The organism is Hymenobacter cyanobacteriorum (assembly GCF_022631375.1).
In the GTDB taxonomy this organism is placed as follows: domain Bacteria; phylum Bacteroidota; class Bacteroidia; order Cytophagales; family Hymenobacteraceae; genus Hymenobacter; species Hymenobacter cyanobacteriorum.
This window is the reverse complement of sequence record NZ_JALBGC010000004.1, coordinates 251,250-277,553: the sequence shown is the minus strand read 5'-3', so window position 1 is coordinate 277,553 and position 26,304 is coordinate 251,250. Positions and strand designations below refer to the sequence as shown.

Here is a 26,304-nt window from a genome sequence, read left to right as displayed (position 1 = left end):
GTGGGGGCTGCTTAAGCCGTTTTGGCAGAGGCACGCTTGGCTTTGGCAGGGGCAGCCGGAGCTGCGGCCGCTGCGGCGCCTTTGCGCACCCGCTCACCGGTGGTGGGGTTAATAGCCTGCACGTTGCTCACGTGCATGGGCGCCTCCATCTTGGTGATGCCGCCCTGGGGCGATTTGGCGCTCGGCTTGTTGTGTTTCGTCACCAGGTTCAGGCCCTCAACGGTTACGCGCTGAGTCACCCGGTTTACCGACTTGATAACGCCGGTTTTGCCCTTTTCGTCGCCAGCAATCACCTTCACGGTATCGCCCGACTTTACGTGCAGTTGCACGGGGTCTGCTTTTCTGATAGCCATGGCTTAGAGTACTTCGGGGGCTAGGGATACGATTTTCATGAACTGACGCTCACGCAGCTCGCGGGCCACTGGGCCGAAGATGCGCGTGCCGCGGGGCTCGTCGTTGTTGTTGAGCAACACGGCAGCGTTGTCGTCGAAGCGAATGTACGAACCGTCTTTGCGGCGCACTTCCTTCTTCACACGTACCACGACGGCCTTGCTCACGGTGCCTTTCTTGGCGTTGCCCGAAGGGATAGCCGACTTGATGGCTACCACAATCTTGTCGCCAACGCTGGCGTATTTCTTGCCCGTGCCACCCAAAACGCGGATGCAGAGGACTTCCTTGGCGCCGCTGTTGTCGGCCACCGTCAGGCGGGATTCTTGCTGTATCATCGGTTCAGATTATTTAGCGCGTTCAACAATTTCAACCAGGCGCCACCGCTTGGTCTTGCTCAGCGGACGGGTGCTCATGATGCGCACCGTGTCGCCTTCGCCGCACTCGTTTTTCTCGTCGTGGGCGTGGAATTTCGTGGTTTTGGTCACGAACTTGCCGTACTTGGGATGCTTTTGTTTCTGCACCACAGCCACGGTGATGGACTTGTCCATTTTCGAGCTCGTTACCGTGCCGGTGATTTCCTTGCGCATGTTGCGCGAGTCTTCAGCTACGGCTTGGTCTTGGGTTGTTACGTCGGTTGCCATCGGAATTAAGCGGGGTTAGAGGCCTGCTCGTTGTTCCGACGAGTCTGCTCGGTGAGCAAGCGGGCGACGTTTTTACGGTTGGCCTTGAGGCGGGCGGGGTTTTCCAGGGGCGAAATCGCGTGGGCGAAACGCAGCTGCTGGCCCTGAGCCTGCTCGGTTTTGATTTGCTCTTTCAGCGCTTCAGCGGAAAGGCCTTTGAGGTCGGTCTTGTTCTTCATGACTTAAGCAGCGTCCGTATAGTCGCGGCGAACCACGAATGAAGTTTTTACGGGGAGCTTCTGAGCCGCCAGACGCAGCGATTCTTTAGCTACTTCCAGCGACACACCGTCCGACTCGAACATGATTTGGCCGGGCTTCACGCAGGCCACCCAATACTCGGGCGAGCCTTTGCCTTTACCCATGCGCACCTCAGCGGGCTTCTTGGTAATCGGCTTGTCGGGGAAAATGCGAATCCATACTTGCCCTTCGCGTTTCATGGCGCGGGTCATGGCGATACGAGCAGCCTCAATTTGGCGAGCCGTAATCCAAGACACTTCCAGCGACTTGATAGCGAACGAACCGAAGTCTATGGAGCTGCCGCGGTAGGCGAGGCCTGTTACGCGACCCTTTTGCATCTTGCGATACTTGGTCCTTTTCGGTTGTAACATTTGATTTTAATAAAAGAGAGTGTTCTGTAAGAGAGAGGGGCGAACAGCCGAACATTTCGCTTCGTTCACCGGAAAGCGGCAAACGAAGCGAAATGGCTTGACTTTGTTCTAGCGACGCGGGCCGCGAGCGGCACCGCCGGCAGCACCACCGCCTTGGGCGGGACCGTTGCGACGGGGACCGGCGTTGTCGCCAGCGCCACGGGGGGCGCGGTCGCCACCGCCAGCGTTGCCACGACCGGCACCACCGTCACGACGCGGGCCACGGTCGCCTTCGCGACGCTCGCCACGGGGGCCACGGTCGTCACGACGACCACCGCCACCTTCGCCACCACCGGGGTTGGTGAGCTGCTGGTTGGGCGAGAGGTCGGGCTTGCCGAACACCTCACCGCGCATCACCCACACCTTGATACCGATTTTGCCATACACGGTCTGAGCTTCCGACAAAGCGTAGTCGATATCGGCGCGCAGCGTGTGCAGCGGCGTACGACCTTCTTTGTACTGCTCCGAACGGGCAATTTCTGCACCGCCGAGACGGCCACCGCACTGAATCTTGATGCCTTCGGCACCAACACGCATGGCAGCCTGAATCGACATCTTCATGGCGCGACGGAAGGAGATACGAGCGGCCAACTGCTGGGCGATGCTCTCGCCAACCAGCTTGGCATCCAACTCCGGACGCTTGATTTCGAAGATGTTGATTTGAACGTCTTTGCTGGTGATTTGCTTCAGCTCGTCCTTAATCTTGTCAACTTCCTGGCCGCCTTTGCCAATCACCACACCCGGACGGGCCGTGTTGATGGTGATGGTGATGCGCTTCAGGGTGCGCTCAATCACAATGCGGCTAATGCCACCTTTCTGAATACGAGCGTTGATGTACTTGCGGATTTTCTCGTCTTCCACCAATTTCTCGGCGAAGTCCTTGCCGCCGTACCAGTTGGAGTCCCAGCCTTTGATTACTCCCAAGCGGAAGCCAACCGGATTTACTTTCTGTCCCATACTAAATTAGGATTTGGCGTCGGCCTTAGGGTTTTCGGTAGTGCCAACTTGCTTGGCGTGCTTGGAACCAAGCTTTTCAACCTTCGTGTCGATTTTGAGCGTCACATGGTTGCTGCGCTTGCGGATGCGGTGGCCACGGCCCTGGGGGGCGGGGCGCAGGCGCTTCAGCTGGCGGCCTTCGTCCACGAAGATTTCGCTGATGTAGAGGTTTGCGTCCTCAATCCGCTCTTCTTCGTTGTGCTGCTGCCAGTTGGCCAAGGCCGAAAGGAGCAGTTTCTCAATCTTCTCGGCGCCGATGTTGGCTTCGAAGCGCAACAGGCCGAGGGCCTGGGTCACTTTCTTGCCGCGCACGAGGTCGGCCACCAAACGCATCTTACGAGGCGAGGTCGGCACATTGCGGAGTTTTGCTACTGCTTCCATCTTAGCGCTTGCCTTTATCTTTTTTGGCGACGTGACCACGGAAGTTGCGCGTCGGGGCGAATTCGCCCAACTTGTGCCCTACCATGTTCTCGGTCACATACACCGGGATGAACTTATTGCCGTTGTGAACAGCGAACGTGTGGCCAACGAAATCCGGGGAAATCATCGAGCGGCGCGACCAAGTCTTTACCACCGATTTCTTACCAGCCGTTTCGAGTGCCGTGACTTTCTTTTCCAGCCGGAAGTCAATGTACGGCCCTTTTTTGAGTGAACGTGCCATATATTACTTCTTGCCTTTGCGGCTCACAATCAGGTTCTCCGAATACTTGTTCTTGTTGCGGGTCTTCTGGCCCTTGGCCAAAATACCATTGCGGCTCCGCGGGTGACCACCCGACGATTTGCCTTCGCCACCACCCATGGGGTGGTCGACCGGGTTCATTACCACACCACGAACGCGGGGACGACGACCAGCCCAGCGGTTACGGCCGGCTTTGCCCATCACGGTGTTCATGTGGTCGCCGTTCGATACGGTGCCAACGGTGGCCATGCAGGTAACGAGCACCATGCGCATCTCGCCCGAAGGCAATTTCAGCGTGGCGTACTTCTCTTCGCGGGCTACGATTTGGGCGTAGGTACCGGCCGAGCGAGCCATTGCAGCGCCTTGGCCGGGCTGCAACTCGATGTTGTGGAGGATGGTACCGAGGGGAATCTCGCGCAGCGGCAAGGTATTGCCTACTTCGGGAGCGACGCCCGGACCCGACACAATCTTCGCGCCTACCGTCATGCCGGCGGGAGCGATGATGTAACGCTTCTCACCATCGGCATAGTTGACGAGGGCGATGCGCGCAGTGCGGTTGGGGTCGTACTCGATGGACTTCACGACGGCCGGAACACCGGCTTTGTCGCGCTTGAAGTCCACGATGCGGTACTGGGTTTTGTGACCACCGCCGATGTAGCGGTTGGACATTTTACCGGAAGAGTTCCGGCCACCCGATTTGCTGAGGGAAGTCATCAGCGACTTCTCCGGGGTCGACGTCGTAATCTCGTCGAACGCCGGCGCAACGCGGAAGCGCTGCCCTGGGGTTGTTGGTCTGAGTTTTTTAAGTGCCATTACTAGCTAGTTGTGCTTTTGCGGCGAAAAATTTGAGGCGAAGCTGGGTCGGCCTAGAGGTTGCCGTAGAAGTCGATTACATCGCCTTCTTTCACGGTCACAATGGCTTTCTTGCCGTGGGCGCGGCGACCGGAAACCTGGCCGCCTTTGGTGCCTTTCGACTTCATTTTGCCAATGGTGCGCATCGTGTTGATTTCGGTCACCGTCACGCCGTACAGCGATTCGATGTCCTTCTTGATTTGCACTTTGTTGGCGGTGCGCTCCACTTCGAACGTGTAGCGACCTTTCTCGTTCAGGCCGGTGGCCTTTTCGGTAACGATGGGGCGTTTCAGGGTGCTCATTATTCGGCGGTGCTATAGAGTTCAACCAATGAAGCCATGCCGTCTTCCGAAATCAGGAGCGTGTCCGTGTTCAGCAGGTCGTGGGTGTTGAGGCCGATGGGCGTCGACACTTTCACTTTCTGCAGGTTGCGGGCGCTGAGGATGACGTTCTTGTTCACCTCGCCGGTTACAAGCATGGTCTTTTTGCCGTTGGTCAGCTTGAGGCCGTCCAGGATGGCAACGAAGTCCTTGGTGCGGGGAGCCGTCATGGCGATGTTCTCCACAACGGAGATTTTGCCATCCTTCGCCAGGCTCGACAGAGCCGAGAGGCGTGCTACGCGCTTGGTCTTCTTGTTCAGCTTGAAGCCGTAGTCGCGGGGCTGAGGACCGAACATGCGGCCACCACCAACGAACACACCAGACTTCATGCTGCCGGCGCGGGCGCCGCCCGTACCTTTTTGCTTCTTCAGCTTCTTGGTGGTGCCGTGCACCTCGTTGCGCTGCTTGGACTTGTGCGTGCCCTGGCGCTGGTTGGCCAAGTACTGCTTCACGTCCAAGTACATCACGTGCTCGTTTACTTCGAGGCCGAAGATGGCGTCAGACAGGGTCACTTTGCGGCCGGTGTCTTCGCCTTTGAGGTTATATACTGCGAGTTCCATCGTACTAGTCTATTTCTCGATTACCACGTAAGAGTTCTTCGCGCCGGGAATCGAGCCGCTCACCAGAATCAGGTTCTTGTCGCCTACTACGCGCATCACCTTCAGGTTCTGCACTTTCACGCGGTCGTTGCCCATGCGGCCACCCATGCGCATTCCTTTGAATACGCGCGAAGGCCACGAGCACGCACCGATAGAACCGGGGTGACGCAGGCGGTTGTGCTGGCCGTGGGTCTGGCCACCAACACCCTGGAAGTTGTAACGCTTTACAACGCCCTGGAAACCCTTGCCTTTGGAAGTGCCTACTACGTCCACAAACTCGCCCTCTTCGAAGAGAGTCGCGTCGATGGTAGCGCCAGCGGCGTAGGTCGATTCGGCGTCGAGGCGGAATTCAACCAATTTTTTCTTGGGGGTCGTACCGGCTTTCTTGAAGTGACCAACCAAGGCTTTGGTGGTGTTCTTCTCTTTTTTCTCGCCGTACCCAATTTGAATGGCGGTGTAACCGTCATTCGCGATAGTCTTAACCTGCGTCACTACGCACGGACCCGCTTCGATGAGCGTGCAGGGAATGTTTTTCCCGTCCGGAGTGAAGAGGCTTGTCATACCGATTTTTTTACCGATGATGCCAGGCATTCTATTTGGTTATTAATGAACACAAAAAGAAAACGGCCGAGTGCCGTTTTCGCTAAGGGAGTGCAAAGATAGAAAAAAAGCTGGGGCTATCCCAATGTGGCCGAGAAATATTTTCTCAGTGAGGCTGTTAGCTCTTGGAAAAGCGCCCCTCCCCTGCCCTTTTGGCTCGGAGCGCTAGGCGGGGCGCCAGGTTGGGTCTGGGTCGTCGCTGGGCAGGGAACCCTGCAGCGCGAGTAGCAGAAAGAAAACAACAAAGGCCAGTCCAATCTGCGTTTCCAGCGTGTATTCAACCAGAAATGATAGGGCAATGCTGACGTATTGGGCCAATAGTAGCGGTGAGTGCTTGTGTCGCGCCCACCACGCAGGGTAAAACAGGCCAAGGCAAAACACCGCTAGGCCCAGAGCGCCATAGGCCGCTAGGTTATAGATGTATTGGTTGTGGGGCATAATGTAGAACTCGGCCCCCATTTCTGGGTAGAGCTGCCCGTAGCGCTTGGCCATTTCACTTTTCAGGTCCGGCTTTCCTACTCCGATGAACTTGTTGTCTTCCCAGATTGCGTAGGCCGCCCGGTAAGAATAAACCCGCGCCGCAATGGAGAAATTCTTGCCTTCGTCACTACTGTTCTGTTCTACCTTGCTGACGTCTTCCTGGGTATTGTAAATCTTGTTGCGGAAGGTGGGAAACGCTACGTAACTAAACAGCGGCAGCACAACCAATATGTTTGCCAAAGCAGCAGCACGAAGCCACTGCCGCTTGCGAAGCACCAGCCATAAGACTGCCAAGCAGCCCAGCGCGTAGAAAGTCATCTCACCGCTGCGCACTGCCAGCAGATGGAGGAAAAGCGTGAGGATAACAACCGCGCCAATCAGCCACGGCTGCCACAATTGTTGCACGGCTTTATGCGCCAAGAGCAGTATCCCGGCAGCAATTGCCAGTGTGACGAGGAGACTAAACCGAATATGGTCCGGCTCCGTCGGCATCACCTTAGAATGGAGATATACCTCGTTGATTCGGGAGAAGTCGAGCAGGTAGTTTGCAGTAGCACCTATTGCGGCCAGCAATGTTATAATGATGAGCAGCAGCCAAAGCCATCGCAAGTGCCTCCCGGGCATAGGGGGCAGCAACCAAAATGCCAGCGGTAGCAAAAGCAATGGCAGTTGCATCACAACATCTTTCCAGTAATCGTCCAGATTTGCAGCTTCGGTATGCAAGCCAGCAGCCAGATGCAAGCCGAAAATTAGTGTCAAACTGCCGAAAACAGGCCACAGGGGCTTATTTGCGATGCACCGATGCGACAACGTATAAATCAGTCCGGTAGCCATCAGGCCAGCTATGCCGATGCTGGGTAGAAGCCGAAACCAATTCGCAACGAAAAGGCCCACGATAATGCAGCCGCAGAAGAAGAATGCAGCTTTGTGTAAGCGGGCAAGAGTGAAAAGAGAATGCATTAAAGCGGAAAAGTGGTCCCGCAAGTTCGCAAGAAAAAGCCCCACCGCGACGAATCACGGTGGGGCTTTAACTCAATTCACGCTGAAATCGAATCCTCAGACTTTGATTTCTACGTCAACGCCGCTGGGCAATTCCAGCTTCATCAGGGCATCAACGGTCTTCGACGAGGTCGAGAAGATGTCCACGAGGCGCTTGTAGGTGCAAAGCTGGAATTGCTCCCGGCTCTTCTTGTTCACGTGGGGCGAGCGCAGCACGGTGAACTTCTCCTTTTGGGTCGGCAAAGGAATCGGGCCGCTAACGATGGCACCGGTGGCCTTCACAGCTTTCACGATTTTCTCGGCCGATTTGTCTACGAGGTTGTGGTCGTAGCTTTTCAGCTTAATGCGAATTTTCTGGTTCATTGTGATTGGTGGAAGCCGATTGCCTCCGTTTTGAAAAGCTTTGATTTGGTGCTTATCGGTTCGTGTTTGAAACAGTTGCCCGTCTCAAACACGAACCGTTCAGTCCTTATTTACCTCCTTTAGTTTTGGCAACAATGGCATCGGCCAAGTTCGTAGGCACTTGCTCGTAGTGCGAGAACGTGAGCGAAGCCGAAGCGCGACCCGACGAAATCGTACGGAGCGCGGTTACGTAGCCGAACAGCTCCGACAGCGGAACATCGGCCTTAATAACCTGGGCTCCAGCTTTGGTGTCCATGCCTTTCATCAGACCACGACGACGGTTCAAGTCACCGGTTACGGGACCCGTGTATTCATCGGGGCAAACTACCTCAACGGCCATGATGGGCTCCAGCAATTTCGGGCCGGCCTTCTTGGCTGCTTCACGGAAACCGTCACGGGCGGCGAGTTCGAACGACAGGGCGTCCGAGTCAACGTCGTGGAACGAACCGTGGTACAGACGCACCTTCATGGTTTCGAGCGGGAAGCCAGCCAGCGGGCCACGCTTCATGGCTTCTTCGAAACCTTTCTGGATGGGCTGGATGAATTCGCGGGGGATAACACCGCCTACAATGGCGTTGTCGAACTCCAAGCCGGGCTTTTCGGGCTCCAACTCTTTCGGGCCGAGTTCGAAAACGATGTCGCCGAATTTACCACGGCCACCGGTTTGCTTCTTGTACGTCTCGCGGTGGTCAACCACCTTGGTGAGAATCTCCTTATAGGCCACCTGCGGGGCACCCTGGTTGATTTCCACTTTGAATTCACGACGCATGCGGTCGATGATGATTTCAAGGTGAAGCTCACCCATGCCGCGGAGGATGGTCTGGCCGGTTTCCTCGTCCGTGTTTACGCGCAGCGTGGGGTCTTCCTCAATGAGCTTGGCGATGGCCATGCCCATTTTGTCGACGTCAGCCTGCGTTTTCGGCTCGATGGCGTAACCAATTACCGGCTCGGGGAAGCTCATCGACTCCAGAACCATTGGGTTCTTTTCATCGGTCAGCGTGTCGCCGGTTTTGATGTCTTTGAAACCAACACCTGCAGCAATGTCACCGGCCTGAATCTTGTCGATGGGGTTCTGCTTGTTGGAGTGCATCTGCATGAGGCGCGAGATGCGCTCCTTCTTGCCGGTGCGGTTGTTGAGCACGTACGAGCCCGAGTCGAGCACGCCGCTGTAGCAGCGGAAAAAGCACAGACGGCCTACGAACGGGTCGGTCGCAATTTTGAACGCCAGGGCAGTGAAGGGCTCCGAGTTGTCGGGGTGACGCTCCATTTCCTCGCCGCTCTCGGGGTTGGTACCGATGATGGCGGGCATATCGAGGGGCGACGGCAGATAGGCCATAACGGCATCCAGCATCGTTTGTACACCCTTGTTTTTGAAGGCCGAACCGCAGAGCACGGGCGAGAACTTCATGTCGATAACCGCCTGGCGGATAACGACCATCATTTCCTCTTTCGTGATGGAATCGGGGTTGTCGAAGAATTTCTCCAGCAACGCGTCATCGTATTCAGCTACGCTCTCGATGAGCTTCTGACGCCACTCGGCTACCGTTTCCACGAGGTCCTCGGGAACGGGGATTTCGTCGTACGACTTGCCTTCGGTTTTGTCGTCCCACACGATGGCTTTGCCAGTCAGCAGGTCAACTACGCCTTTGAAGGTTTCTTCGGCACCAATCGGAATCTGCAAGGGAATGGGGTTTGCGCCCAGTTTCTCCTTGATTTCGTTCACCGCTTTGAAGAAGTCAGCGCCGGCACGATCCATCTTGTTGACGAAGCAAATGCGGGGCACTTTGTATTTATCAGCCTGACGCCATACGGTTTCCGACTGCGGCTCAACGCCCGAAACGGCGCAGAACAGGGCCACAGCACCGTCGAGCACGCGTAGCGAACGTTCAACTTCTACCGTGAAGTCAACGTGGCCAGGAGTGTCAATCAGGTTGATTTTGTACTGCTTGGTATCAGCGGTGGGGTCACCTTTGATATCGGTGGGGTAGTTCCAGAACGTGGTGGTGGCAGCCGAAGTAATCGTGATGCCGCGCTCCTGCTCCTGCTCCATCCAGTCCATCGTGGCGGCACCGTCGTGCACTTCCCCGATTTTGTGGGTTTTACCCGTGTAATACAGAATACGCTCCGACGTCGTGGTCTTACCGGCGTCGATGTGCGCCATAATCCCGATGTTGCGGAGGTAGTAAAGTTCTTTGTTAACGGCCATGATGTTGGTTAAGGCTTAAAATTTAGGGTCTCAGGTCTTGGGTCGTTTAACAGAACAGTCCGTCAAATAAATCCAAGTCCCTAAGACCCTAAACCCAAATTTCCAGTTTAGAAACGGAAGTGCGAGAAGGCCTTGTTGGCCTCGGCCATGCGGTGGGTGTCGTCTTTTTTCTTAACGGCAGCACCTTCGCCTTTGGCAGCAGCGATGATTTCGCCAGCCAGCTTGTCCTTCATGGTCTTCTCACCACGACGACGGGCGTACTGAATCATCCACTTGGCACCCACCGAAATGCGGCGGTCGGCGCGCACTTCAATCGGAACCTGGAAGGTGGCACCACCTACGCGGCGGCTTTTCACTTCCACGGTGGGCATCACGTTGTTCAACGCTTTGCGCCACATTTCGAGGCCGCTCTCCTTGGTGCGCTGCTCCACGAGGTCGCAGGCGTCATAGAAGATGGTGTACGCCAGGTTTTTCTTGCCGTCGTACATCATGTAGTTCACGAAACGGGTTACCAGCGTCTCCTTATACTTAGGGTCCGGCAGCAAGATGCGCTTCTTCGGTTTTGACTTTCTCATGATAGTAGTAAGTATGTAGTAGTAAGTATTGAGTAGCAAGCAGCAGGACTGGCCTGCCACTCAATACTTATTACTCGCTACTAATTCTATTTATTTCTTTTTAGCGGGTGCGCCTTTGCCACCCTTGCCAGCTGCTGCGGCGGGTTGACCCGGCTTCGGACGCTTGGCACCGTACTTCGAACGGCGCTGCGTGCGGCCGCTTACACCGGCGGTGTCCAGGGCACCACGGATGATGTGGTAACGTACGCCTGGCAAGTCTTTAACCCGGCCGCCACGAATCAGCACAATGCTGTGTTCCTGGAGGTTGTGGCCTTCACCGGGGATGTATGCGTTTACTTCCTTACCGTTGGTAAGGCGCACACGGGCCACTTTGCGCATAGCCGAGTTCGGCTTCTTAGGCGTGGTGGTGTACACACGGGTGCACACGCCCCGACGCTGCGGGCACGAATCAAGGGCGGGCGACTTCGACTTGGTAGTCAAAGCCTCACGGCCTTTCCGTACTAACTGATTGATGGTTGGCATTTAGCGAATGGTTTGTTTGGAGCCGTTTGCCCCTAAAATTTGGCTTGCAAAGGTAAGATTATTTCGCCGCAATAGCAAACAGAGTGAGGATGTTAATTTTAGGAGTGTCGGTTTTAGCCCAAAAACGAAAGCGCCCCCACTGGAAAATGGAGGCGCTTCCGCAGCTGGAGTGTCTGGTTCAGCTTACCGTTTTCCGTAGTGATACCGGCAAGCAATGATGAACAGTGTGTCTCCTTTGGCTTCGTACACTAAGCGATGTTCGTGATTAATGCGGCGCGACCAGAAGCCAGACAGTTCACCTTTCAACGGTTCCGGTTTGCCAGTTCCAGCAAATGGCGTGCGCAGGCATTCTTTCAAGAGCTGATTGATTTTGCGCAGAATGGCTTTGTCTGTCTCCTGCCAATACTGATAATGACCCAGTGCCTCGACCGAGAATGAAACGATGTTCATACTCAGTCTGCGATTTCAACTTGCACCACTTCGCCACGGCGCAGTTGGGCAATGGAGCGCCGCAAGCTTTCCGCATTGGCCTCTGAAGACAACAGATACTCCGTCGTATCCTGCTCTTTCACATCTGCTGATTTGCGGACGCGGCGAGGCCGGGGATTTTTGACATAGTTGATGCTGCTCAACATTTCGAGCATGAAAGCAACACGGTCAGCGGGTACGTCGAAGACAATTTCCATAGCTAGTAAAGATAAAAAGCTCTGGAGAAATTCCCTACGCCTCTCCTACCGCGCCGCCGAAGTTCATTGGGTAGCTTGGGGCTTCGCTCTGCATCTTGATGGTGCCGAAAGCGGCTTCAAACCGCTCGATGTTCTCGGTGAGGGCTTGCAGGAGGCGCTTGGCGTGCTCGGGCGTGACGACGATGCGCGCCTTCACCTTGGCCTTGGGCAGGCCGGGCATCATGCGGATGAAGTCAATCACGAACTCGCTGTTGCTGTGCGCAATCATGGCGAGGTTGGCGTATTCGCCCTCAGCCATAGCTTCGGAAAGCTCGATGTTGATGGCGTTGGGGTCCGGGTTTTGGTCGGTTGGTTGCATAGTGCGGGTGTTAAGTTGCTTTATCTAAAATCGACCACATGGCCTTTGCTCTCTTTTATAATCCTGCCTTTGTTGTCCATATTATCAATTGCGAATTTGTGTAGCCTTTTGAGCGCCAGCCGTCCTTCAACTGATTCGAAGAACTCAACACTATACATTACATTCAGCTTTTCCTGGTGTGTATCCGGATTCTCATCCACATTGCCCATCACACAAATATCCATGACAGCATTCGGGTATTGCCGCTTGACCTTCTTCAATCGTCCTCTTATGGTTTTCTGAACTATAGGCGGCAAGGTGTCTAATCTGGCATAAACCTGAAAATCCAGCAATTTCCCATCTCCCACGAAAGTTGTGCCACCGGGATTATCATCTTGCCTGAACTCTGAACGGTAAAAGTCATAGTCTGGACCGGCTACTTGTGTAGTGTGTTCAAAGGTCCACGACACTTTTTTACTTGTTGGCGCCAGCTTATAAAATTGTCTGATTATACTGACTGGAACAACAAGCGAATCGATTTTCTTAAGCTCCCGTGTGACTTGTGCCTTCGCGGAAACTGAACCGAACAATAGTAGCAGAAGTAAGTAAGAAGATTTCATAATTCATTCTCTTTTCCAGCTAAAACAGAAAAAGCCGACCGGGATACCCCAGTCGGCTTTTCCATTACAAACCTACGGCGGATTACTCAGCCGACACTTCGCGCTTGCCAGCACGGCTGGGGCGCTTGGCTGGAACGGCAGCTTCGGCAGCCTGAGCGGCTTGGGCAGCTTCCATCTCCTCTTTCGAGCCTACTACCTGACGCGTGTACTCGCGCAAGCCAGTACCGGCCGGGATGAGGTGACCAACGATTACGTTCTCCTTCAAGCCCAGCAGCTGGTCGGCCTTGCCACGGATGGCGGCTTCGCTCAGCACCTTGGTCGTCTCTTGGAAGGATGCGGCCGAGATAAACGAGGCCGTGCCCAGCGAGGCCTGCGTGATGCCTTGCAGCGTGGGACGCGATACCGAAGGCTGCGCGTCGCGCACTTGCACGAGGGCAAGGTCGCGGCGTTTCAGGCTGCTGTTCTCATCGCGGAGGCGACGAGCCGTCACAATCTGACCGGGCTTCAGGTTGGTCGAGTCACCGGCTTCGGTCACCACTTTCATGTCGATAATCATGTCGTTCTCGGCCATGAAGATGATTTTATCAATCACCTGGTTTTCGAGGAACGACGTATCACCGGCATCCAGAATCACGACTTTCTGCATCATCTGGCGAACAACCACCTCGATGTGCTTATCGTTGATTTTCACACCCTGCAAGCGGTACACTTCCTGAATCTCGTTCACGAGGTACTCCTGCACGGCGCCGGGGCCCTGAATGCTCAGGATGTCCGAAGGCGTGATGGCGCCATCCGACAACGGCATGCCGGCGCGGATAAAGTCGTTGTCCTGCACCAGAATGTGCTTCGACAGCGGCACCATGTACTTCTTCTTGACACCGTCTTTCGACTCGACGTAGATTTCCCGGTTACCGCGTTTCACGGTGCCGTAGGTTACGACGCCGTCGATTTCCGATACCACGGCGGGGTTCGACGGGTTCCGGGCTTCGAAAAGCTCCGTTACACGCGGCAGACCACCAGTGATGTCGCGGGTTTTGCCCACCGAGCGAGGAATCTTGGCGAGGATGTGACCAGCCGTGATTTTCTCGTTATTCTCGACGTTCAAGTGTGAGCCTACCGGGATGCTGTAAGCCTTCTGGCCTTCGGCATCGCCCTTTTTGCCGGGGCGGATGATGATGGACGGGTTCTGGTCCTTGGCCTTCGACTCGATGATGACCTTCTCGCGGTGACCGGTCTGTTCGTCCGATTCCTCACGGTAGGTAACGCCTTCGGTGATGGCGTCGAACTGCACCGTACCATCAAACTCGGCCAGAATAACGGCGTTATAGGGGTCCCAGGTGTTCAGCTCGGTGCCTTTTTCCACTTCCTGGCCTTCCTCTACCAGCATGAAGGAGCCGTAGGGAACGTGGTTGGAAGTGAAGACGCGGCCGGTGCCTTTCTCCACGATGCGGATTTCACCCGAGCGGCCCATGACCACGGCACCCTTCACGCCTTCCGGCGTCACGGTTGCTACGGTACGAACGTCTTCGAATTCAACCACACCAGCGAATTTGGCTTTGATGCTCGATTCAACGGCGATGTTGGAGGCCGTACCACCTACGTGGAAGGTACGCAGGGTCAGCTGCGTGCCGGGCTCACCAATCGACTGAGCGGCGATAACACCAACTGCCTCGCCCCGCTGCACCATGCGGCCCGAGGCCAGGTTGCGGCCGTAGCACTTGGCGCAGATACCGCGCTTGCTTTCGCAAGTCAGCACCGAGCGGATTTCTACCGACTCGATTGCCGTAGCATCGATGCGGCGGGTGGTGTCTTCCTTGATTTCGGAACCCGAAGTCAGAATAACCTCGCCGGTCAGCGGGTCCACGATGTCGTGCACCGTCACGCGGCCCAAGATACGTTCGGCCAAGGGCTCCACGATGTCCTCGTTATCCTTCAGGGCGAAGGTCTCGATGCCACGCAGGGTACCGCAGTCCTGCTCGTTTACGATTACGTCCTGCGACACGTCCACCAGACGACGGGTCAGGTAGCCGGCGTCAGCCGTCTTCAGCGCCGTATCAGCCAGACCTTTACGGGCACCGTGCGTCGAGATGAAGTACTCGATTACGTCGAGGCCTTCTTTGAAGTTCGACAGAATCGGGTTTTCGATAATCTCGCCAATCGAGCCTTGCAGCGACTTCTGCGGCTTGGCCATCAGGCCACGCATCCCGCCCAGCTGACGAATCTGCTCGCGCGAGCCGCGGGCTCCCGAGTGCATCATCATGTAGATGGAGTTGAAGCCCTGGTTTTCCTTCTCCAGACGGCCCATCAACGTTTCCGTAATCTGGTTGTTGATGCGCGTCCAGATGTCGATAACCTGGTTGTAACGCTCGTTGTCCGTAATCAGACCCATCTGGTAGTTCTGGGTTACGGCTTTCACGTCGTTCTGGGCTTGCAGCACCAGTTCGTCCTTCTCCTTGGGTATGTTGATGTCGCCCAGACCCATGCTCAAGCCGCCTTTGTAGGCCGACTGGAAACCAAGAGTCTTGATGTCATCCAGGAACTGCGCGGTGCGGGCCATGCCCGTGCGCTTGAACACCAACGAAATGATTTGCTGGAGCTTCTTCTTGGTCAGCAGCTCGTCCACGAAGCCTACTTCCTCGGGTACGAGCTGGTTGAACAGCACGCGGCCGGCCACGGTGTCAACCACCTTGGTTACGAGGTCGTCGTTTTCGTCGCGAATCTGGGTGCGCACCTTGATGAAAGCGTGCTTCGACAGCTGGCCTTCGTTGATGGCAATCACCACTTCCTCGTCCGAGTAGAACACGCGGCCTTCGCCGAGAATCTTCTCGTTGTCGGTGCTGCGCTTGCCTTTGGTCACGTAGTACAGACCCAGAACCATGTCCTGCGACGGCACCGCGATGGGCGCGCCGTTGGCGGGGTTCAGGATGTTATGCGAGGCCAACATGAGCATGGAGGCTTCCAGGATAGCAGCCGGGCCGAGGGGCACGTGCACAGCCATCTGGTCACCGTCAAAGTCAGCGTTGAAGGCCGTACAAACGAGGGGGTGCAGCTGGATAGCCTTGCCCTCGATGAGGCGTGGCTGAAACGCCTGGATACCCAAGCGGTGAAGCGTAGGAGCCCGGTTGAGGAGCACCGGGTGGCCTTTCAGCACATTCTCCAAGATATCCCAAACGACGGCGTCCTTGCGGTCCACAATCTTCTTGGCCGATTTCACCGTCTTCACAATACCGCGCTCGATGAGCTTGCGGATGATGAACGGCTTGAACAGCTCGGCTGCCATGTTCTTGGGCAGGCCGCACTCGTGCAGTTTCAGTTCAGGACCAACGACGATTACCGAACGACCCGAGTAATCGACCCGCTTACCGAGCAGGTTCTGACGGAAGCGGCCCTGCTTGCCTTTCAGCATATCGGACAGCGACTTCAGGGCGCGGTTGCCTTCGGCGCGCACGGCATTCACCTTACGCGAGTTGTCGAACAGCGAGTCCACAGCTTCCTGCAGCATGCGCTTCTCGTTCCGCAGAATCACTTCAGGAGCCTTGATTTCAATCAGGCGCTTGAGGCGGTTGTTGCGGATGATAACGCGACGGTACAGGTCGTTCAAGTCGGAAGTGGCGAAACGGCCACCGTCCAACGGCACGAGCGGGCGCAATTCCGGCGGAATCACCGGCACCATGCGGATTACCATCCACTCGGGCTTGTTCTCGATGCGGGTGGCCGCATCGCGGAAAGCTTCCACCACGCGCAGGCGCTTCAGGGCTTCGGCCTTACGTTGCTGCGAGGTTTCGTGGGCAGCGGAGTCACGCAGCGAGTAGCTCAACTCGTCCAGGTTGATGCGCTCCAGCAGCATGTGCAGGGCATCGGCGCCCATGCGGGCGATGAACTTGTTGGGGTCCTCATTGGGCAGCATCTGGTTCTCCCGGGGGAGCTTGTCGATGATATCCAGGTATTCGTCCTCGGTGAGGAAGTCGAGCACTTGCACGCCTTCTTCAGCCAGCGAACCGGGCTGAACAACGACGTACCGCTCGTAATAGATAATCTGGTCGAGCTTCTTGGTGGGCAGGCCCAGCAGGTAGCCGATTTTGTTGGGGAGCGACTTGAAGTACCAGATGTGGGCAACGGGCACCACCAATTCGATGTGGCCCATGCGCTCACGACGCACCTTCTTCTCGGTCACCTCCACGCCACAACGGTCGCAGATGATGCCCTTGTAGCGGATGCGCTTGTACTTACCGCAGTGGCATTCCCAGTCCTTTACCGGACCGAAAATCCGCTCACAGAACAAGCCACCCATTTCGGGCTTGTACGTGCGGTAGTTGATGGTTTCAGGCTTCACCACTTCGCCGGTGCTACGCTCCAGAATTGCTTCGGGCGAGGCCAGCGAAATAGTGACTTTGGAGAAGTCCTGAACTACTTTCTTGTTTTTTGCGAAAGCCATTTGATTGGGGTTAAGCTAGTAGCTGTTGGCTTTGAGCTGCCTGATTCTTCGCCGTTCGCCAGAAGGGCGCAAGAGAATCAAAACAGGTTGACGCTTCAAAAAGTGCCTTTGCTTAACAGATAGGTATGTCGGGCAAAGGCACTTCTAAAAGGTCGAAAAATTAAAACTGCTGACAGGACGGAATGATGGGAAGGCCTTCGATTAAGATTCACTAGGGGTTTTGCTGCTGCACTGACCATATCTCGGAACAGCCCCCGCTCCTCTTTCACCGAAGCGTTTTCTCATCTTTCGTTACCAGAGTCGCTCAATCAGCGCCTCCTGTTGCCTGCCGGCAGGCTTTTAGTTGTCAGTTATTGGTTGTCAGTTGCTAGCTCCTTTTGAACCTAACAACTGACAACCAATAACTGACAACTAGTTACTCCATCGTGATTTCGAGTGCCAGACCACGGAGTTCGTGGAGCAACACGTTGAACGACTCGGGGATGTTCGGCTTGGGCAGAACGTCGCCTTTTACAATGGCTTCGTACGCCTTGGCGCGGCCCACCACGTCATCCGATTTCACGGTCAGGATTTCCTGGAGGACGTTGGAAGCACCGAAGGCCTCCAATGCCCACACCTCCATCTCACCGAAGCGCTGGCCACCGAACTGTGCCTTACCACCCAGCGGCTGCTGCGTGATGAGTGAGTACGGCCCGATGGAACGAGCGTGCATCTTGTCGTCCACCAAGTGACCGAGTTTGAGCATGTAAATCACGCCCACGGTCACCGGCTGGTCGAAACGGTCGCCGCTCAGGCCATCGTGCAGGTAAGCACGACCCCAGTCCGGCAAGCCAGCTTCGGTCAACTCACGAGCCACTTCGTCTTCGGTAGCACCGTCGAAAATCGGGGTAGCATACGTGCGACCCATTTTCAGACCAGCCCAACCAAGTACGGTCTCGTAAATCTGACCGATGTTCATGCGGCTTGGTACACCGAGCGGGTTCAGCACGATGTCCATCGGCGTGCCGTCGGGCAGGAAGGGCATGTCCTCATCGCGCACGATGCGGGCTACCACCCCTTTGTTACCGTGGCGGCCGGCCATTTTATCACCCACCTTCAGCTTGCGCTTTTTGGCGATGTAAACTTTGGCCAGTTGCACAATGCCGGCGGGCAGCTCGTCGCCCACTTCCAAGGTGAAGCGCTGACGCTTGAATTTCGCGGTGATGGTGTTGCGGCGCTTGGCGTAGTTACGCACCAGCTCCAGCACCAGGCCATTCACGCGAGCGTCAGCCGTCCAGCCTTCCAGAATCAGGTCCTTAAACAGGTTCACTTCTTCCGGAACGGCGTAGTTGCTTTCGTCCTTATATGGGTTCTTCTCGGGGAACATCCCCTCGTTGATGTTCTTGCGGTTGAACTTCACGCCCTTGGCAATCATCTCCTCGCCGAAACGGTGTTTGATGCCCTGCGACGTTTTGCCTTCCAGCAATTGCACCAGCTTGTCAATCATGATGGCTTTCACGCCACGCAGTTCCTGCGCGTAGGTCGCCTTTAAGTCTTCCACTTCCTTCTTCGACTTGGCCCGGAGGTTTTTGTCTTTCTTAGGACGCGAGAAGAGTTTCGTTCCGATAACCACACCCTGCAAGGAGGGCGGCGCTTTCAAAGAGGCATCCTTCACATCGCCGGCCTTGTCGCCGAAGATGGCGCGGAGCAGCTTTTCTTCCGGAGTCGGGTCCGTCTCGCCTTTCGGCGTGATTTTACCAATCAGAATGTCGCCTTCCTTCACCTCCGCGCCGAGGCGGATGATGCCGTTGTCGTCGAGGTTGCGCACAGCTTCTTCGCTCACGTTCGGAATCTCCGAGGTCAGCTCTTCTTCGCCGCGCTTGGTCTCGCGCACTTCCAACTCAAACTCCTCAATGTGAATCGAGGTGAAAATGTCGTCGCGAACCACGCGCTCCGAGATGACGATGGCATCCTCGAAGTTGTAGCCCTGCCACGGCATGAAGGCCACTTGCATGTTGCGGCCCAAAGCGAGTTCGCCCTGGTTGGTGCCGTAGCCTTCGCAGAGCGCCTGGCCTTTGGTCACCCGCTCACCGCGCTTCACGAGCGGCGTCAGGTTGAGGCAGGTGTCCTGGTTGGTGCGCCGGAACTTGATGAGGTCGTAGGTAATCCGCTCGGCATCGAAGCTCACCATGATGTCGTCCTCCGTGAGGTCGTACTTCACCACGATTTTGTTGGCGTCCACGAAGTCAATCACGCCCTCGCCTTCCGCCATAATCAGCGTACGCGAGTCGCTGGCAATGCGGCCTTCCAGGCCCGTGCCCACAATCGGAGCCTCGGGACGAAGCAGCGGCACCGCCTGGCGCTGCATGTTCGAGCCCATGAGCGCACGGTTGGCGTCATCGTGCTCCAGGAACGGAATCAGCGATGCAGCTACCGATACAATCTGGTTCGGGGCCACGTCCATGTAGGAGTACTCCGAAGGGTTCACCACCGGGAAGTCACCTTCAAAACGGCCTTTCACCAGCTCCTGAGTCAGGTTGCCGCCTTCATCCAGCAGGGAGTTGGCCTGCGCGATGTGGTGGGTGTCCTCTTCCTCAGCAGTCAGGAACTTCACGTTGGCGCTCATGTCCACCTTGCCGCCTTTCACGTCGCGGTAAGGCGTTTCGATGAAGCCCATGGCATTCACACGAGCGTGCACGCACAGCGACGAAATCAGACCAATGTTAGGTCCTTCCGGCGTTTCGATGGTGCAAAGACGGCCGTAGTGCGTGTAGTGCACGTCACGTACTTCAAAGCCAGCGCGCTCCCGCGACAGACCTCCCGGCCCGAGCGCCGATACGCGACGCTTGTGCGTCACCTCAGCTAGCGGGTTGGTCTGGTCCATGAACTGCGACAGCTGGTTCGTACCGAAGAACGAGTTGATAACGCTGGACAACGTCCGGGCGTTAATCAAATCCACCGGCTTGAAGTCCTCGTTGTCACGCACGTTCATGCGCTCCTTAATGGTACGTGCCATCCGAGCCAGGCCCACGCCGAACTGGGCGTAAAGCTGCTCGCCCACGGTGCGCACGCGACGGTTGCTCAAGTGGTCAATGTCATCGACAATGGCCTTCGAGTTGCTCAGACCAATCAGGTACTTCACGATGAGAACAATGTCCTCATTGGTTAGCACCCGCGACTCCTGGTCCATGCCAATCTGGAGCTTCTTGTTAATCCGGTAGCGGCCCACTTCCCCGAGGTCGTAGCGCTTGTCCGAGAAGAACAGCTTCTGGATGATGTCACGGGCGGTTTCTTCATCAGGAGCCTCCGTGTTCCGGAGCTGACGGTAAATCTGCTCAACAGCTTCCTTCTCCGAGTTGGAGTTGTCCTTCTGCAGCGTGTTGTAAATGATTGCGAAATCCGCAATGTTCACATTCTCGCGGTGCAGAATAACCGACTTGGCGCCGGCCTCCAGAATCACGTCGATATCAGCTTCCTCAATCGTAGCATCGCGCTCCAGCAACACTTCGTTGCGGTCAATCGACACTACTTCGCCGGTGTCCTCGTCCACGAAGTCTTCCGTCCAAGTGCGGAGCACCCGGGCAGCCAGCTTGCGACCAACGGCTTTCTTGAGGTTTTTCTTATCGGACTTCACTTCCTCCGACAGTCCGAACAGGTCGAGAATGTCTTTGTCGGTGCCGTAGCCGATGGCGCGAAGCAGCGTCGTCACCGGAAATTTCTTCTTCCGGTCGATGTACGCGTACATCACGTTGTTCACGTCCGTAGCGAATTCAATCCACGAACCTTTGAACGGGATAATCCGGGCCGAATACAGCTTGGTGCCGTTGGTGTGCTTGCTCTGGGCGAAGAACACGCCCGGCGAGCGGTGCAGCTGCGATACGATAACGCGCTCGGCGCCGTTGATAACGAACGAGCCCTTCACGGTCATGTACGGGATGTTCCCGAGGAACACCTCCTGCTCAATCGTCTCGAAGTCCTCGTTGTCCTTATCATTGCAAATCAAACGCAGCTTGGCTTTCAGCGGAACCGAATAAGTCAAACCACGGTCGATGCACTCGTCAACCGAATATTTCGGCGGGTCGACGTGGTAATCGATAAAGTTGAGCACGAAGTTTTCGCGCGAGTCCGAAATCGGGAAGTTCTCGGCGAACACTTTGAACAATCCTTCGTTAGAACGACGCTCAGCAGCGGTTTCCAACTGAAAGAATTCCTGGAACGAGCGCACTTGCACGTCCAAGAAGTCCGGGTACTCGATAACCTTCTTAATCTTGGCGAAATTGATTCGCTCGGCGGCCGTTTTCTTCAGGGCGGCCGTCTTTGCTTTCGGTGTAGCCAATGCGATGGGGATTAAAAGATGGACACAGAAGCGTAATAAAGGAAGCCGGGGTGGCGGCCCGTCAGCGGTGCAGTGCACTCCCTAACCACCTCTGCAACAAGATGGTTAGCTGACATAGCAAAAGCGCGAACCGGGTAGCTCGCGCGGTTGACACGCTACAAACAGGAAAAGACCTGGCTAAGTTGCCAGGTCTAATCCTTATTCGAAGCGGGTCCGGAGATGCTTCAGGAGCAGAAACTACTTAACTTCTACTTCAGCACCGGCTTCCTCGAGCTGCTTCTTCAGCGACTCAGCCTCGTCTTTGGTTACGCCTTCTTTCAGGGGCTTGGGAGCACCGTCAACCAGTTCTTTGGCTTCTTTCAGGCCCAGACCGGTCAGGTCTTTCACCAGTTTCACCACAGCCAGTTTCTGGCCGCCGGCAGCCTTCAGGATAACGTCGAACGACGTCTTCTCCTCGGGAGCCTCTTCAGCAGCAGCGCCACCGCCGCCAGCCATCATTACGGGAGCAGCAGCAGCGGGCTCGATGCCGTACTCGTCCTTCAGGATGCCTGCCAATTCGTTTACTTCTTTCACCGTCAGGTTTACGAGCTGCTCAGCGAATGCTTTCAAATCTGCCATTTCTGTAGATTATTTAAAAAAGTGTTGTTGAAAATTTGATTGGAGTGCGAAAAAGCAGCGGACTAGGCGGCCTCTTTTTCGCTGAGGGTTTTGAGGATACCGGCCAGTTTGTTGCCACCGCTCGACAGAGCAGAGATAACATTTTTGGCGGGCGACTGGAGCAGACCGATGAGTTCACCGAGCAGTTCCTGCTTGCCTTTGATGGTGGTCAGGCCTTCGAGCTGGTTCGAGCCGATGTAGATGCTGGCATCAACATAAGCGCCTTTCAGCACGGGCTTGGGCTCAACACCGCGGGGGTAAGCTTGGGCTTTGTAGAAGTCACGCAGCATTTTGGCAGGAGCCGAACCGCTCTCCGTAGAGAACAGAACGCCCGACTGGCCTTTCAGCGCGGCATCCATTTCCGACGTGTCGTGGCCGAGCGTATCCAAAGCCTTGCGGATGAAGGTGTTTTTGTACACCTTGTATTCTAGGCCGCGGTTGAACGCCAGACGACGGAAGTCGTTGATTTTCGCTACCGACATCACCGAAGCATCGACGATGTAGAACGAGTTGTGCGATTGCATTTTTCCGCTCAACTCATCCACGAGGGCTTGTTTTTCTTCCCGAGTCATGTTTGGTTGGTTTAATTAGCTAGCGGAATTTACTTGGCTGTCAACCGGAACGGCGGGCGACATCGTGCTCGAGAGCGTGATGCTCTTGATGTAGGTACCTTTCGACGACGAAGGCTTCAGGCGACCCAACGTCTGGATTACCTCCAGGGCGTTTTCGGCCAGCATTTTCGGGTCGAACGATACTTTACCCACCGAGCAGTGAATGATACCGGTTTTATCAACTTTGAAGTCGATTTTACCAGCTTTCACCTCCTGCACAGCCTTGGCTACATCAGTCGTTACGGTGCCCGACTTCGGGTTCGGCATCAGACCACGGGGACCGAGCACGCGGCCCAGGCGACCTACCTTAGCCATTACGGCGGGCATGGTGATGATTACGTCGATGTCAGTCCAGCCTTTCTCGATTTTCGAGATATAGTCGTCCAGGCCCACGAAGTCGGCGCCGGCGGCGAGGGCTTCGGCCTCCTTGTCGGGAGTAACCAAGGCCAGCACACGAACGGTTTTGCCGGTGCCGTGGGGCAGGGTGGCCACGCCACGAACCATCTGGTCCGCTTTGCGAGGGTCCACGCCGAGGCGAACGTCAATATCTACCGAAGCATCGAATTTGGTGTAGGTAATGTCCTTCACCACGATTGCGGCTTCCACGAGGCTGCGCACTTGCGTCAGGTCGTGTTTGGCAAGGGCTTCCTTGCGCTTTTTGCTTACTTGTGCCATCTGTTCTTTTCTCCGTTTAATTATTCAGCAAAAGGAGAATCGCCCTTGATGGTAATGCCCATGCTGCGAGCCGTACCGGCTACCTGCTTCATGGCCGCTTCCACTTGGAAAGCGTTCAAGTCGGGCATTTTCGTTTCGGCAATGGTGCGCACTTGGTCCCATGTCACGGAGCCCACTTTGTTACGGTTCGGCTCTTTCGAACCGCTCTGCAACTTGGCAGCTTCCATGAGCAGCACCGGAGCCGGTGCCGTCTTCACCACGAAGTCGAACGACTTGTCGGTGTACATGGTGATGAGTACAGGACAAACTTGGCCGGCTTTATCTTGGGTGCGAGCATTGAACTGCTTGCAAAACTCCATGATGTTCAAGCCTTTGCTACCAAGTGCAGGTCCTACCGGCGGCGAAGGGTTCGCGGCGCCTCCCTTTATCTGCAGACGCAGATAACCTCTGATTTCTTTGGCCATTTGATTGGTTTGGCTGTGGCTCCTGCGTCGTAACTCGCGCTTGCCTCAGTTTAGTAAACTCCTGTTTGGAAGCCCCGCCGACCCGGAGCAATTAGCCGGCGTGGTATAACCGATGAGGTTAAACCTCTTTTTCTACTTGGGTGTAGCTGAGTTCTACCGGCTGCGAGCGGCCGAAGATTTTCACCACTACGTTCAGCTTCTTACGCTCTTCAAACACCTCGTCCACGTTGCCGGAGAAGCCGTTGAAGGGGCCATCCACCACTTTCACGAGTTCGCCTACTACGTAGGGTTTGTCGAGGGTAGCGTCGGCTTGCTGCTCGGCTTCATCCACGATGCCGAGGATGCGGTTGACTTCGGAAATGTGCAGCGGAACGGGTTTGTTGTTCGTTGCGTCCTTCTTGTCTTTATCGCCGAGGAAACCAATCACGCCGGGCGTGCTGGTGATGATGTGGTCTACCTCACCGTGGCCGAGGTCGGCGTGGATGATGATGTAACCGGGGTAGAGGTTCCGCTCGCGGACGCGCTTCTTGCCGTTGCGCATCTCAAACACCTTCTCCACCGGAATCAGTACCTGCGGAACAAGCTCGGTCAGGTTGTGCCGACCGAGCTCCGTTTCGAGGTAATTTTTGGCTTTTTTCTCCTGGCCGCTCACGGAGCGCACCACGTACCATTTCAATTCGCCCATCTTGATTGCTGACTAGCGAAACGAGTTGTAAAACGCCTTGAGCACCGACTCAAAGCTGACATCCATGACGCCCACGACGATGGCAAACACGAGCGAACCCACCAGCACCAGGCCGGCGCTTTTTTGCAGTTCCGTCGTCGAGGGCCACGTTACGTTGTAGCGCATCTCTTCGATGGTGGTGCGGAAATAATTGCTCAGTTTGTCCATTGTGATGGGAAAAACAGCGTTGCCGCTGAAATAACATGGAGCGGACCAACTGGCCCAAATTGCACGAGTGGAGAGATTCGAACTCCCATCAAAGGTTTTGGAGACCTCTATTCTACCCTTGAACTACACTCGTTTCTTGACATTCCCGAAAAGCGCATTTCGCTAAAGGGAGTGCAAAGGTAAGAGAAACAGAAGAGAAAACAAATACTTGCTTCTGTTTCAGCGTAAAAAAGCCGCTCCCGAAGAGTCGAGAGCGGCTTTTTTTACTGTTAAGCCGGAGCTTAGTCGAGAACTTCCGTTACCTGACCAGCACCTACCGTACGGCCACCCTCACGGATAGCGAAGCGGAGGCCTTTCTCCATTGCCACCTTGTTGATGAGCTCAACAGTGATGGTGATGTTGTCGCCGGGCATTACCATTTCAACGCCCTCGGGGAGGGAGATGATGCCGGTAACGTCGGTGGTACGCAGGTAGAACTGCGGACGGTAGTTGTTGAAGAACGGCGTGTGACGGCCACCTTCCTCTTTCGAGAGAACGTAGACTTCAGCCTTGAACTTCTGGTGAGGAGTTACCGAACCAGGCTTGCAGATAACCATACCGCGACGGATGGCTTCTTTTTCAATACCACGGAGCAGCAGACCTACGTTGTCACCAGCTTCGCCACGGTCAAGGATTTTGCGGAACATTTCCACACCCGTAACCGTCGACTTCAGGCCGGCAGCAGCACCCATGCCCAGGATGTCAACTTGCTCACCCGAGTTGATGATGCCGCGCTCGATACGACCGGTGGCCACAGTGCCACGGCCGGTAATCGAGAACACGTCCTCAACAGGCATCAGGAAGGGCAGGTCGGTCAGACGAGCAGGAATCGGAATGAACGAGTCAACCGCGTCCATCAGCTCGTTGATTTTGGGAACCCAGTTGGCATCGCCGTTCAGGCCGCCGAGGGCCGAACCCTGGATAACCGGGATGTTGTCGCCGTCGAAGTCGTAGAACGAGAGGAGTTCGCGGATTTCCATTTCCACCAGCTCGAGGAGCTCGGGGTCATCCACCATGTCCACTTTGTTCATGAACACCACCAGCTGAGGAACACCTACCTGACGAGCGAGCAGGATGTGCTCACGGGTCTGGGGCATCGGGCCGTCGGTAGCAGCTACCACGAGGATAGCGCCGTCCATCTGGGCAGCACCCGTTACCATGTTCTTCACGTAGTCGGCGTGACCGGGGCAGTCAACGTGAGCGTAGTGACGGTTTTTGGTGGAGTACTCTACGTGAGCGGTGTTGATGGTGATACCACGCTCTTTTTCTTCGGGAGCATTGTCAATCGAAGAGAAGTCACGCTTTTCGGCCAAGCCCTGGTTAGCCAGCACCATGGTGATAGCAGCGGTCAGGGTGGTCTTGCCGTGGTCGACGTGGCCGATGGTACCGATGTTTACGTGCGGCTTGGACCGGTCGAAATTTTCTTTAGCCATTGTAAAGAGTAAAAAAAGAGGTGGTGAAGTGAATTTGAGCGATAAAAATCGGACCCTACACGAAGAAAGCGAGACTCAGCCCCTACTGTAATAGAAAACTGTGCGTCGCTTGCCTGAGAGAACCGAGCCAGCG

At 55.8% G+C, this 26,304-nt stretch carries 30 protein-coding genes and 1 tRNA gene; all 31 read right to left on the bottom strand.

What is annotated here, in order from left to right; genetic code table 11:
• Positions 1 to 11: 11 nt before the first annotated feature.
• Positions 12 to 353 (bottom strand): 50S ribosomal protein L24, encoded by a 342-nt coding sequence (gene rplX, locus MON38_RS15440; RefSeq protein WP_201985300.1) that lies wholly within the window; start codon positions 351 to 353, stop codon positions 12 to 14.
• 3 nt (positions 354 to 356) lie between these two features.
• Positions 357 to 725, bottom strand: a complete 369-nt coding sequence (rplN, locus tag MON38_RS15435) for a 50S ribosomal protein L14 (RefSeq protein ID WP_035567895.1) — start codon at positions 723 to 725, stop codon at positions 357 to 359.
• A gap of 9 nt (positions 726 to 734) precedes the next feature.
• Positions 735 to 1,031, bottom strand: a complete 297-nt coding sequence (gene rpsQ, locus MON38_RS15430) for a 30S ribosomal protein S17 (RefSeq protein ID WP_196286022.1) — start codon at positions 1,029 to 1,031, stop codon at positions 735 to 737.
• A gap of 5 nt (positions 1,032 to 1,036) precedes the next feature.
• Positions 1,037 to 1,249, bottom strand: coding sequence for a 50S ribosomal protein L29 (gene rpmC, locus MON38_RS15425; protein WP_196291010.1), 213 nt, complete (start codon positions 1,247 to 1,249; stop codon positions 1,037 to 1,039).
• A 3-nt stretch (positions 1,250 to 1,252) separates the two neighbouring features.
• On the bottom strand, positions 1,253 to 1,678 hold the full coding sequence (gene rplP, locus MON38_RS15420; protein WP_046246580.1) for a 50S ribosomal protein L16: 426 nt from the start codon (positions 1,676 to 1,678) through the stop codon (positions 1,253 to 1,255).
• 108 nt (positions 1,679 to 1,786) lie between these two features.
• A complete protein-coding gene (rpsC, locus tag MON38_RS15415; RefSeq protein ID WP_196291009.1) occupies positions 1,787 to 2,674 on the bottom strand; it encodes a 30S ribosomal protein S3 in 888 nt (295 codons plus the stop codon).
• A gap of 6 nt (positions 2,675 to 2,680) precedes the next feature.
• A complete protein-coding gene (gene rplV, locus MON38_RS15410) occupies positions 2,681 to 3,094 on the bottom strand; it encodes a 50S ribosomal protein L22 (protein WP_241937056.1) in 414 nt (137 codons plus the stop codon).
• 1 nt (position 3,095) lies between these two features.
• Positions 3,096 to 3,374 (bottom strand): 30S ribosomal protein S19, encoded by a 279-nt coding sequence (gene rpsS, locus MON38_RS15405; RefSeq protein WP_068191730.1) that lies wholly within the window; start codon positions 3,372 to 3,374, stop codon positions 3,096 to 3,098.
• 3 nt (positions 3,375 to 3,377) lie between these two features.
• Complete coding sequence (rplB, locus tag MON38_RS15400; protein WP_196291007.1) at positions 3,378 to 4,205, bottom strand: 50S ribosomal protein L2; 828 nt, start codon at positions 4,203 to 4,205, stop codon at positions 3,378 to 3,380.
• 53 nt (positions 4,206 to 4,258) lie between these two features.
• Positions 4,259 to 4,546 (bottom strand): 50S ribosomal protein L23, encoded by a 288-nt coding sequence (gene rplW, locus MON38_RS15395; RefSeq protein ID WP_208178125.1) that lies wholly within the window; start codon positions 4,544 to 4,546, stop codon positions 4,259 to 4,261.
• Positions 4,546 to 5,184, bottom strand: a complete 639-nt coding sequence (gene rplD, locus MON38_RS15390) for a 50S ribosomal protein L4 (RefSeq protein ID WP_201985309.1) — start codon at positions 5,182 to 5,184, stop codon at positions 4,546 to 4,548. The genes rplW and rplD overlap by 1 nt, the downstream gene beginning before the upstream one ends.
• 9 nt (positions 5,185 to 5,193) lie before the next feature.
• Entirely contained in the window at positions 5,194 to 5,814 is a 621-nt protein-coding gene (gene rplC / locus MON38_RS15385; RefSeq protein ID WP_196291005.1) for a 50S ribosomal protein L3, read from the bottom strand.
• A 174-nt stretch (positions 5,815 to 5,988) separates the two neighbouring features.
• Positions 5,989 to 7,263: an O-antigen ligase family protein gene (locus MON38_RS15380; protein WP_241937055.1), complete on the bottom strand. Its 1,275-nt coding sequence runs from the start codon at positions 7,261 to 7,263 to the stop codon at positions 5,989 to 5,991.
• A 96-nt stretch (positions 7,264 to 7,359) separates the two neighbouring features.
• Positions 7,360 to 7,665 carry a 30S ribosomal protein S10 gene (gene rpsJ / locus MON38_RS15375; RefSeq protein ID WP_035567915.1) on the bottom strand — a complete coding sequence of 102 codons (306 nt, stop codon included), beginning with the start codon at positions 7,663 to 7,665 and terminating at the stop codon, positions 7,360 to 7,362.
• A 106-nt stretch (positions 7,666 to 7,771) separates the two neighbouring features.
• Positions 7,772 to 9,910: an elongation factor G gene (fusA, locus tag MON38_RS15370; protein WP_241937054.1), complete on the bottom strand. Its 2,139-nt coding sequence runs from the start codon at positions 9,908 to 9,910 to the stop codon at positions 7,772 to 7,774.
• A 107-nt stretch (positions 9,911 to 10,017) separates the two neighbouring features.
• The gene (gene rpsG, locus MON38_RS15365; protein ID WP_035567919.1) at positions 10,018 to 10,485 is read right to left on the bottom strand and encodes a 30S ribosomal protein S7; all 468 of its coding nucleotides are present in this window, start codon (positions 10,483 to 10,485) and stop codon (positions 10,018 to 10,020) included.
• Positions 10,486 to 10,575: 90 nt separating this feature from the next.
• Entirely contained in the window at positions 10,576 to 11,007 is a 432-nt protein-coding gene (rpsL, locus tag MON38_RS15360) for a 30S ribosomal protein S12 (RefSeq protein ID WP_068191715.1), read from the bottom strand.
• 183 nt (positions 11,008 to 11,190) lie between these two features.
• A complete protein-coding gene (locus MON38_RS15355; RefSeq protein ID WP_241937053.1) occupies positions 11,191 to 11,457 on the bottom strand; it encodes a Txe/YoeB family addiction module toxin in 267 nt (88 codons plus the stop codon).
• A gap of 2 nt (positions 11,458 to 11,459) precedes the next feature.
• Positions 11,460 to 11,693 carry a hypothetical protein gene (locus MON38_RS15350; RefSeq protein ID WP_241937052.1) on the bottom strand — a complete coding sequence of 78 codons (234 nt, stop codon included), beginning with the start codon at positions 11,691 to 11,693 and terminating at the stop codon, positions 11,460 to 11,462.
• A gap of 34 nt (positions 11,694 to 11,727) precedes the next feature.
• Positions 11,728 to 12,051: a DUF3467 domain-containing protein gene (locus MON38_RS15345; RefSeq protein ID WP_046245258.1), complete on the bottom strand. Its 324-nt coding sequence runs from the start codon at positions 12,049 to 12,051 to the stop codon at positions 11,728 to 11,730.
• 20 nt (positions 12,052 to 12,071) lie between these two features.
• The gene (locus tag MON38_RS15340; protein ID WP_241937051.1) at positions 12,072 to 12,650 is read right to left on the bottom strand and encodes a hypothetical protein; all 579 of its coding nucleotides are present in this window, start codon (positions 12,648 to 12,650) and stop codon (positions 12,072 to 12,074) included.
• Between the two features lie 82 nt (positions 12,651 to 12,732).
• Positions 12,733 to 17,085 carry a DNA-directed RNA polymerase subunit beta' gene (rpoC, locus tag MON38_RS15335; RefSeq protein ID WP_241937050.1) on the bottom strand — a complete coding sequence of 1,451 codons (4,353 nt, stop codon included), beginning with the start codon at positions 17,083 to 17,085 and terminating at the stop codon, positions 12,733 to 12,735.
• Between the two features lie 415 nt (positions 17,086 to 17,500).
• Positions 17,501 to 21,370, bottom strand: coding sequence for a DNA-directed RNA polymerase subunit beta (gene rpoB / locus MON38_RS15330; RefSeq protein WP_241937506.1), 3,870 nt, complete (start codon positions 21,368 to 21,370; stop codon positions 17,501 to 17,503).
• A gap of 267 nt (positions 21,371 to 21,637) precedes the next feature.
• The gene (gene rplL, locus MON38_RS15325; protein ID WP_241937049.1) at positions 21,638 to 22,018 is read right to left on the bottom strand and encodes a 50S ribosomal protein L7/L12; all 381 of its coding nucleotides are present in this window, start codon (positions 22,016 to 22,018) and stop codon (positions 21,638 to 21,640) included.
• Between the two features lie 62 nt (positions 22,019 to 22,080).
• Positions 22,081 to 22,629, bottom strand: a complete 549-nt coding sequence (rplJ, locus tag MON38_RS15320) for a 50S ribosomal protein L10 (RefSeq protein ID WP_201985336.1) — start codon at positions 22,627 to 22,629, stop codon at positions 22,081 to 22,083.
• Positions 22,630 to 22,644: 15 nt separating this feature from the next.
• Positions 22,645 to 23,343 (bottom strand): 50S ribosomal protein L1, encoded by a 699-nt coding sequence (rplA, locus tag MON38_RS15315; protein WP_201985338.1) that lies wholly within the window; start codon positions 23,341 to 23,343, stop codon positions 22,645 to 22,647.
• A 20-nt stretch (positions 23,344 to 23,363) separates the two neighbouring features.
• Positions 23,364 to 23,807, bottom strand: a complete 444-nt coding sequence (rplK, locus tag MON38_RS15310) for a 50S ribosomal protein L11 (protein ID WP_198067444.1) — start codon at positions 23,805 to 23,807, stop codon at positions 23,364 to 23,366.
• A 118-nt stretch (positions 23,808 to 23,925) separates the two neighbouring features.
• Complete coding sequence (gene nusG / locus MON38_RS15305; protein ID WP_196290995.1) at positions 23,926 to 24,492, bottom strand: transcription termination/antitermination protein NusG; 567 nt, start codon at positions 24,490 to 24,492, stop codon at positions 23,926 to 23,928.
• Between the two features lie 12 nt (positions 24,493 to 24,504).
• A complete protein-coding gene (gene secE / locus MON38_RS15300; RefSeq protein WP_198067443.1) occupies positions 24,505 to 24,699 on the bottom strand; it encodes a preprotein translocase subunit SecE in 195 nt (64 codons plus the stop codon).
• Between the two features lie 62 nt (positions 24,700 to 24,761).
• Positions 24,762 to 24,832, bottom strand: a tRNA-Trp gene (locus MON38_RS15295).
• Positions 24,833 to 24,980: 148 nt separating this feature from the next.
• Positions 24,981 to 26,171: an elongation factor Tu gene (tuf, locus tag MON38_RS15290; RefSeq protein WP_046245268.1), complete on the bottom strand. Its 1,191-nt coding sequence runs from the start codon at positions 26,169 to 26,171 to the stop codon at positions 24,981 to 24,983.
• Positions 26,172 to 26,304: the final 133 nt, after the last annotated feature.

Excerpts from the sequence above, each read along its gene's own strand:
- rplV (WP_241937056.1), bottom strand. The coding sequence starts at position 3,094 with ATGGAAGCAGTAGCAAAACTCCGCAATGTGCCGACCTCGCCTCGTAAG.
- rplB (WP_196291007.1), bottom strand. The coding sequence starts at position 4,205 with ATGGCACTTAAAAAACTCAGACCAACAACCCCAGGGCAGCGCTTCCGC.
- rplN (WP_035567895.1), bottom strand. The coding sequence starts at position 725 with ATGATACAGCAAGAATCCCGCCTGACGGTGGCCGACAACAGCGGCGCC.
- rplD (WP_201985309.1), bottom strand. The coding sequence starts at position 5,184 with ATGGAACTCGCAGTATATAACCTCAAAGGCGAAGACACCGGCCGCAAA.
- rplC (WP_196291005.1), bottom strand. The coding sequence starts at position 5,814 with ATGCCTGGCATCATCGGTAAAAAAATCGGTATGACAAGCCTCTTCACT.
- nusG (WP_196290995.1), bottom strand. The coding sequence starts at position 24,492 with ATGGGCGAATTGAAATGGTACGTGGTGCGCTCCGTGAGCGGCCAGGAG.
- rpsC (WP_196291009.1), bottom strand. The coding sequence starts at position 2,674 with ATGGGACAGAAAGTAAATCCGGTTGGCTTCCGCTTGGGAGTAATCAAA.
- rpsG (WP_035567919.1), bottom strand. The coding sequence starts at position 10,485 with ATGAGAAAGTCAAAACCGAAGAAGCGCATCTTGCTGCCGGACCCTAAG.
- MON38_RS15345 (WP_046245258.1), bottom strand. The coding sequence starts at position 12,051 with ATGCAACCAACCGACCAAAACCCGGACCCCAACGCCATCAACATCGAG.
- rpmC (WP_196291010.1), bottom strand. The coding sequence starts at position 1,249 with ATGAAGAACAAGACCGACCTCAAAGGCCTTTCCGCTGAAGCGCTGAAA.
- rplJ (WP_201985336.1), bottom strand. The coding sequence starts at position 22,629 with ATGACTCGGGAAGAAAAACAAGCCCTCGTGGATGAGTTGAGCGGAAAA.
- secE (WP_198067443.1), bottom strand. The coding sequence starts at position 24,699 with ATGGACAAACTGAGCAATTATTTCCGCACCACCATCGAAGAGATGCGC.
- rplL (WP_241937049.1), bottom strand. The coding sequence starts at position 22,018 with ATGGCAGATTTGAAAGCATTCGCTGAGCAGCTCGTAAACCTGACGGTG.
- rplW (WP_208178125.1), bottom strand. The coding sequence starts at position 4,546 with ATGAGCACCCTGAAACGCCCCATCGTTACCGAAAAGGCCACCGGCCTG.
- rplK (WP_198067444.1), bottom strand. The coding sequence starts at position 23,807 with ATGGCCAAAGAAATCAGAGGTTATCTGCGTCTGCAGATAAAGGGAGGC.
- MON38_RS15380 (WP_241937055.1), bottom strand. The coding sequence starts at position 7,263 with ATGCATTCTCTTTTCACTCTTGCCCGCTTACACAAAGCTGCATTCTTC.
- rpoC (WP_241937050.1), bottom strand. The coding sequence starts at position 17,085 with ATGGCTTTCGCAAAAAACAAGAAAGTAGTTCAGGACTTCTCCAAAGTC.
- rplA (WP_201985338.1), bottom strand. The coding sequence starts at position 23,343 with ATGGCACAAGTAAGCAAAAAGCGCAAGGAAGCCCTTGCCAAACACGAC.
- rpsJ (WP_035567915.1), bottom strand. The coding sequence starts at position 7,665 with ATGAACCAGAAAATTCGCATTAAGCTGAAAAGCTACGACCACAACCTC.
- rplX (WP_201985300.1), bottom strand. The coding sequence starts at position 353 with ATGGCTATCAGAAAAGCAGACCCCGTGCAACTGCACGTAAAGTCGGGC.
- fusA (WP_241937054.1), bottom strand. The coding sequence starts at position 9,910 with ATGGCCGTTAACAAAGAACTTTACTACCTCCGCAACATCGGGATTATG.
- rplP (WP_046246580.1), bottom strand. The coding sequence starts at position 1,678 with ATGTTACAACCGAAAAGGACCAAGTATCGCAAGATGCAAAAGGGTCGC.
- tuf (WP_046245268.1), bottom strand. The coding sequence starts at position 26,171 with ATGGCTAAAGAAAATTTCGACCGGTCCAAGCCGCACGTAAACATCGGT.
- rpsL (WP_068191715.1), bottom strand. The coding sequence starts at position 11,007 with ATGCCAACCATCAATCAGTTAGTACGGAAAGGCCGTGAGGCTTTGACT.
- MON38_RS15350 (WP_241937052.1), bottom strand. The coding sequence starts at position 11,693 with ATGGAAATTGTCTTCGACGTACCCGCTGACCGTGTTGCTTTCATGCTC.
- MON38_RS15355 (WP_241937053.1), bottom strand. The coding sequence starts at position 11,457 with ATGAACATCGTTTCATTCTCGGTCGAGGCACTGGGTCATTATCAGTAT.
- rpsS (WP_068191730.1), bottom strand. The coding sequence starts at position 3,374 with ATGGCACGTTCACTCAAAAAAGGGCCGTACATTGACTTCCGGCTGGAA.
- MON38_RS15340 (WP_241937051.1), bottom strand. The coding sequence starts at position 12,650 with ATGAAATCTTCTTACTTACTTCTGCTACTATTGTTCGGTTCAGTTTCC.
- rpsQ (WP_196286022.1), bottom strand. The coding sequence starts at position 1,031 with ATGGCAACCGACGTAACAACCCAAGACCAAGCCGTAGCTGAAGACTCG.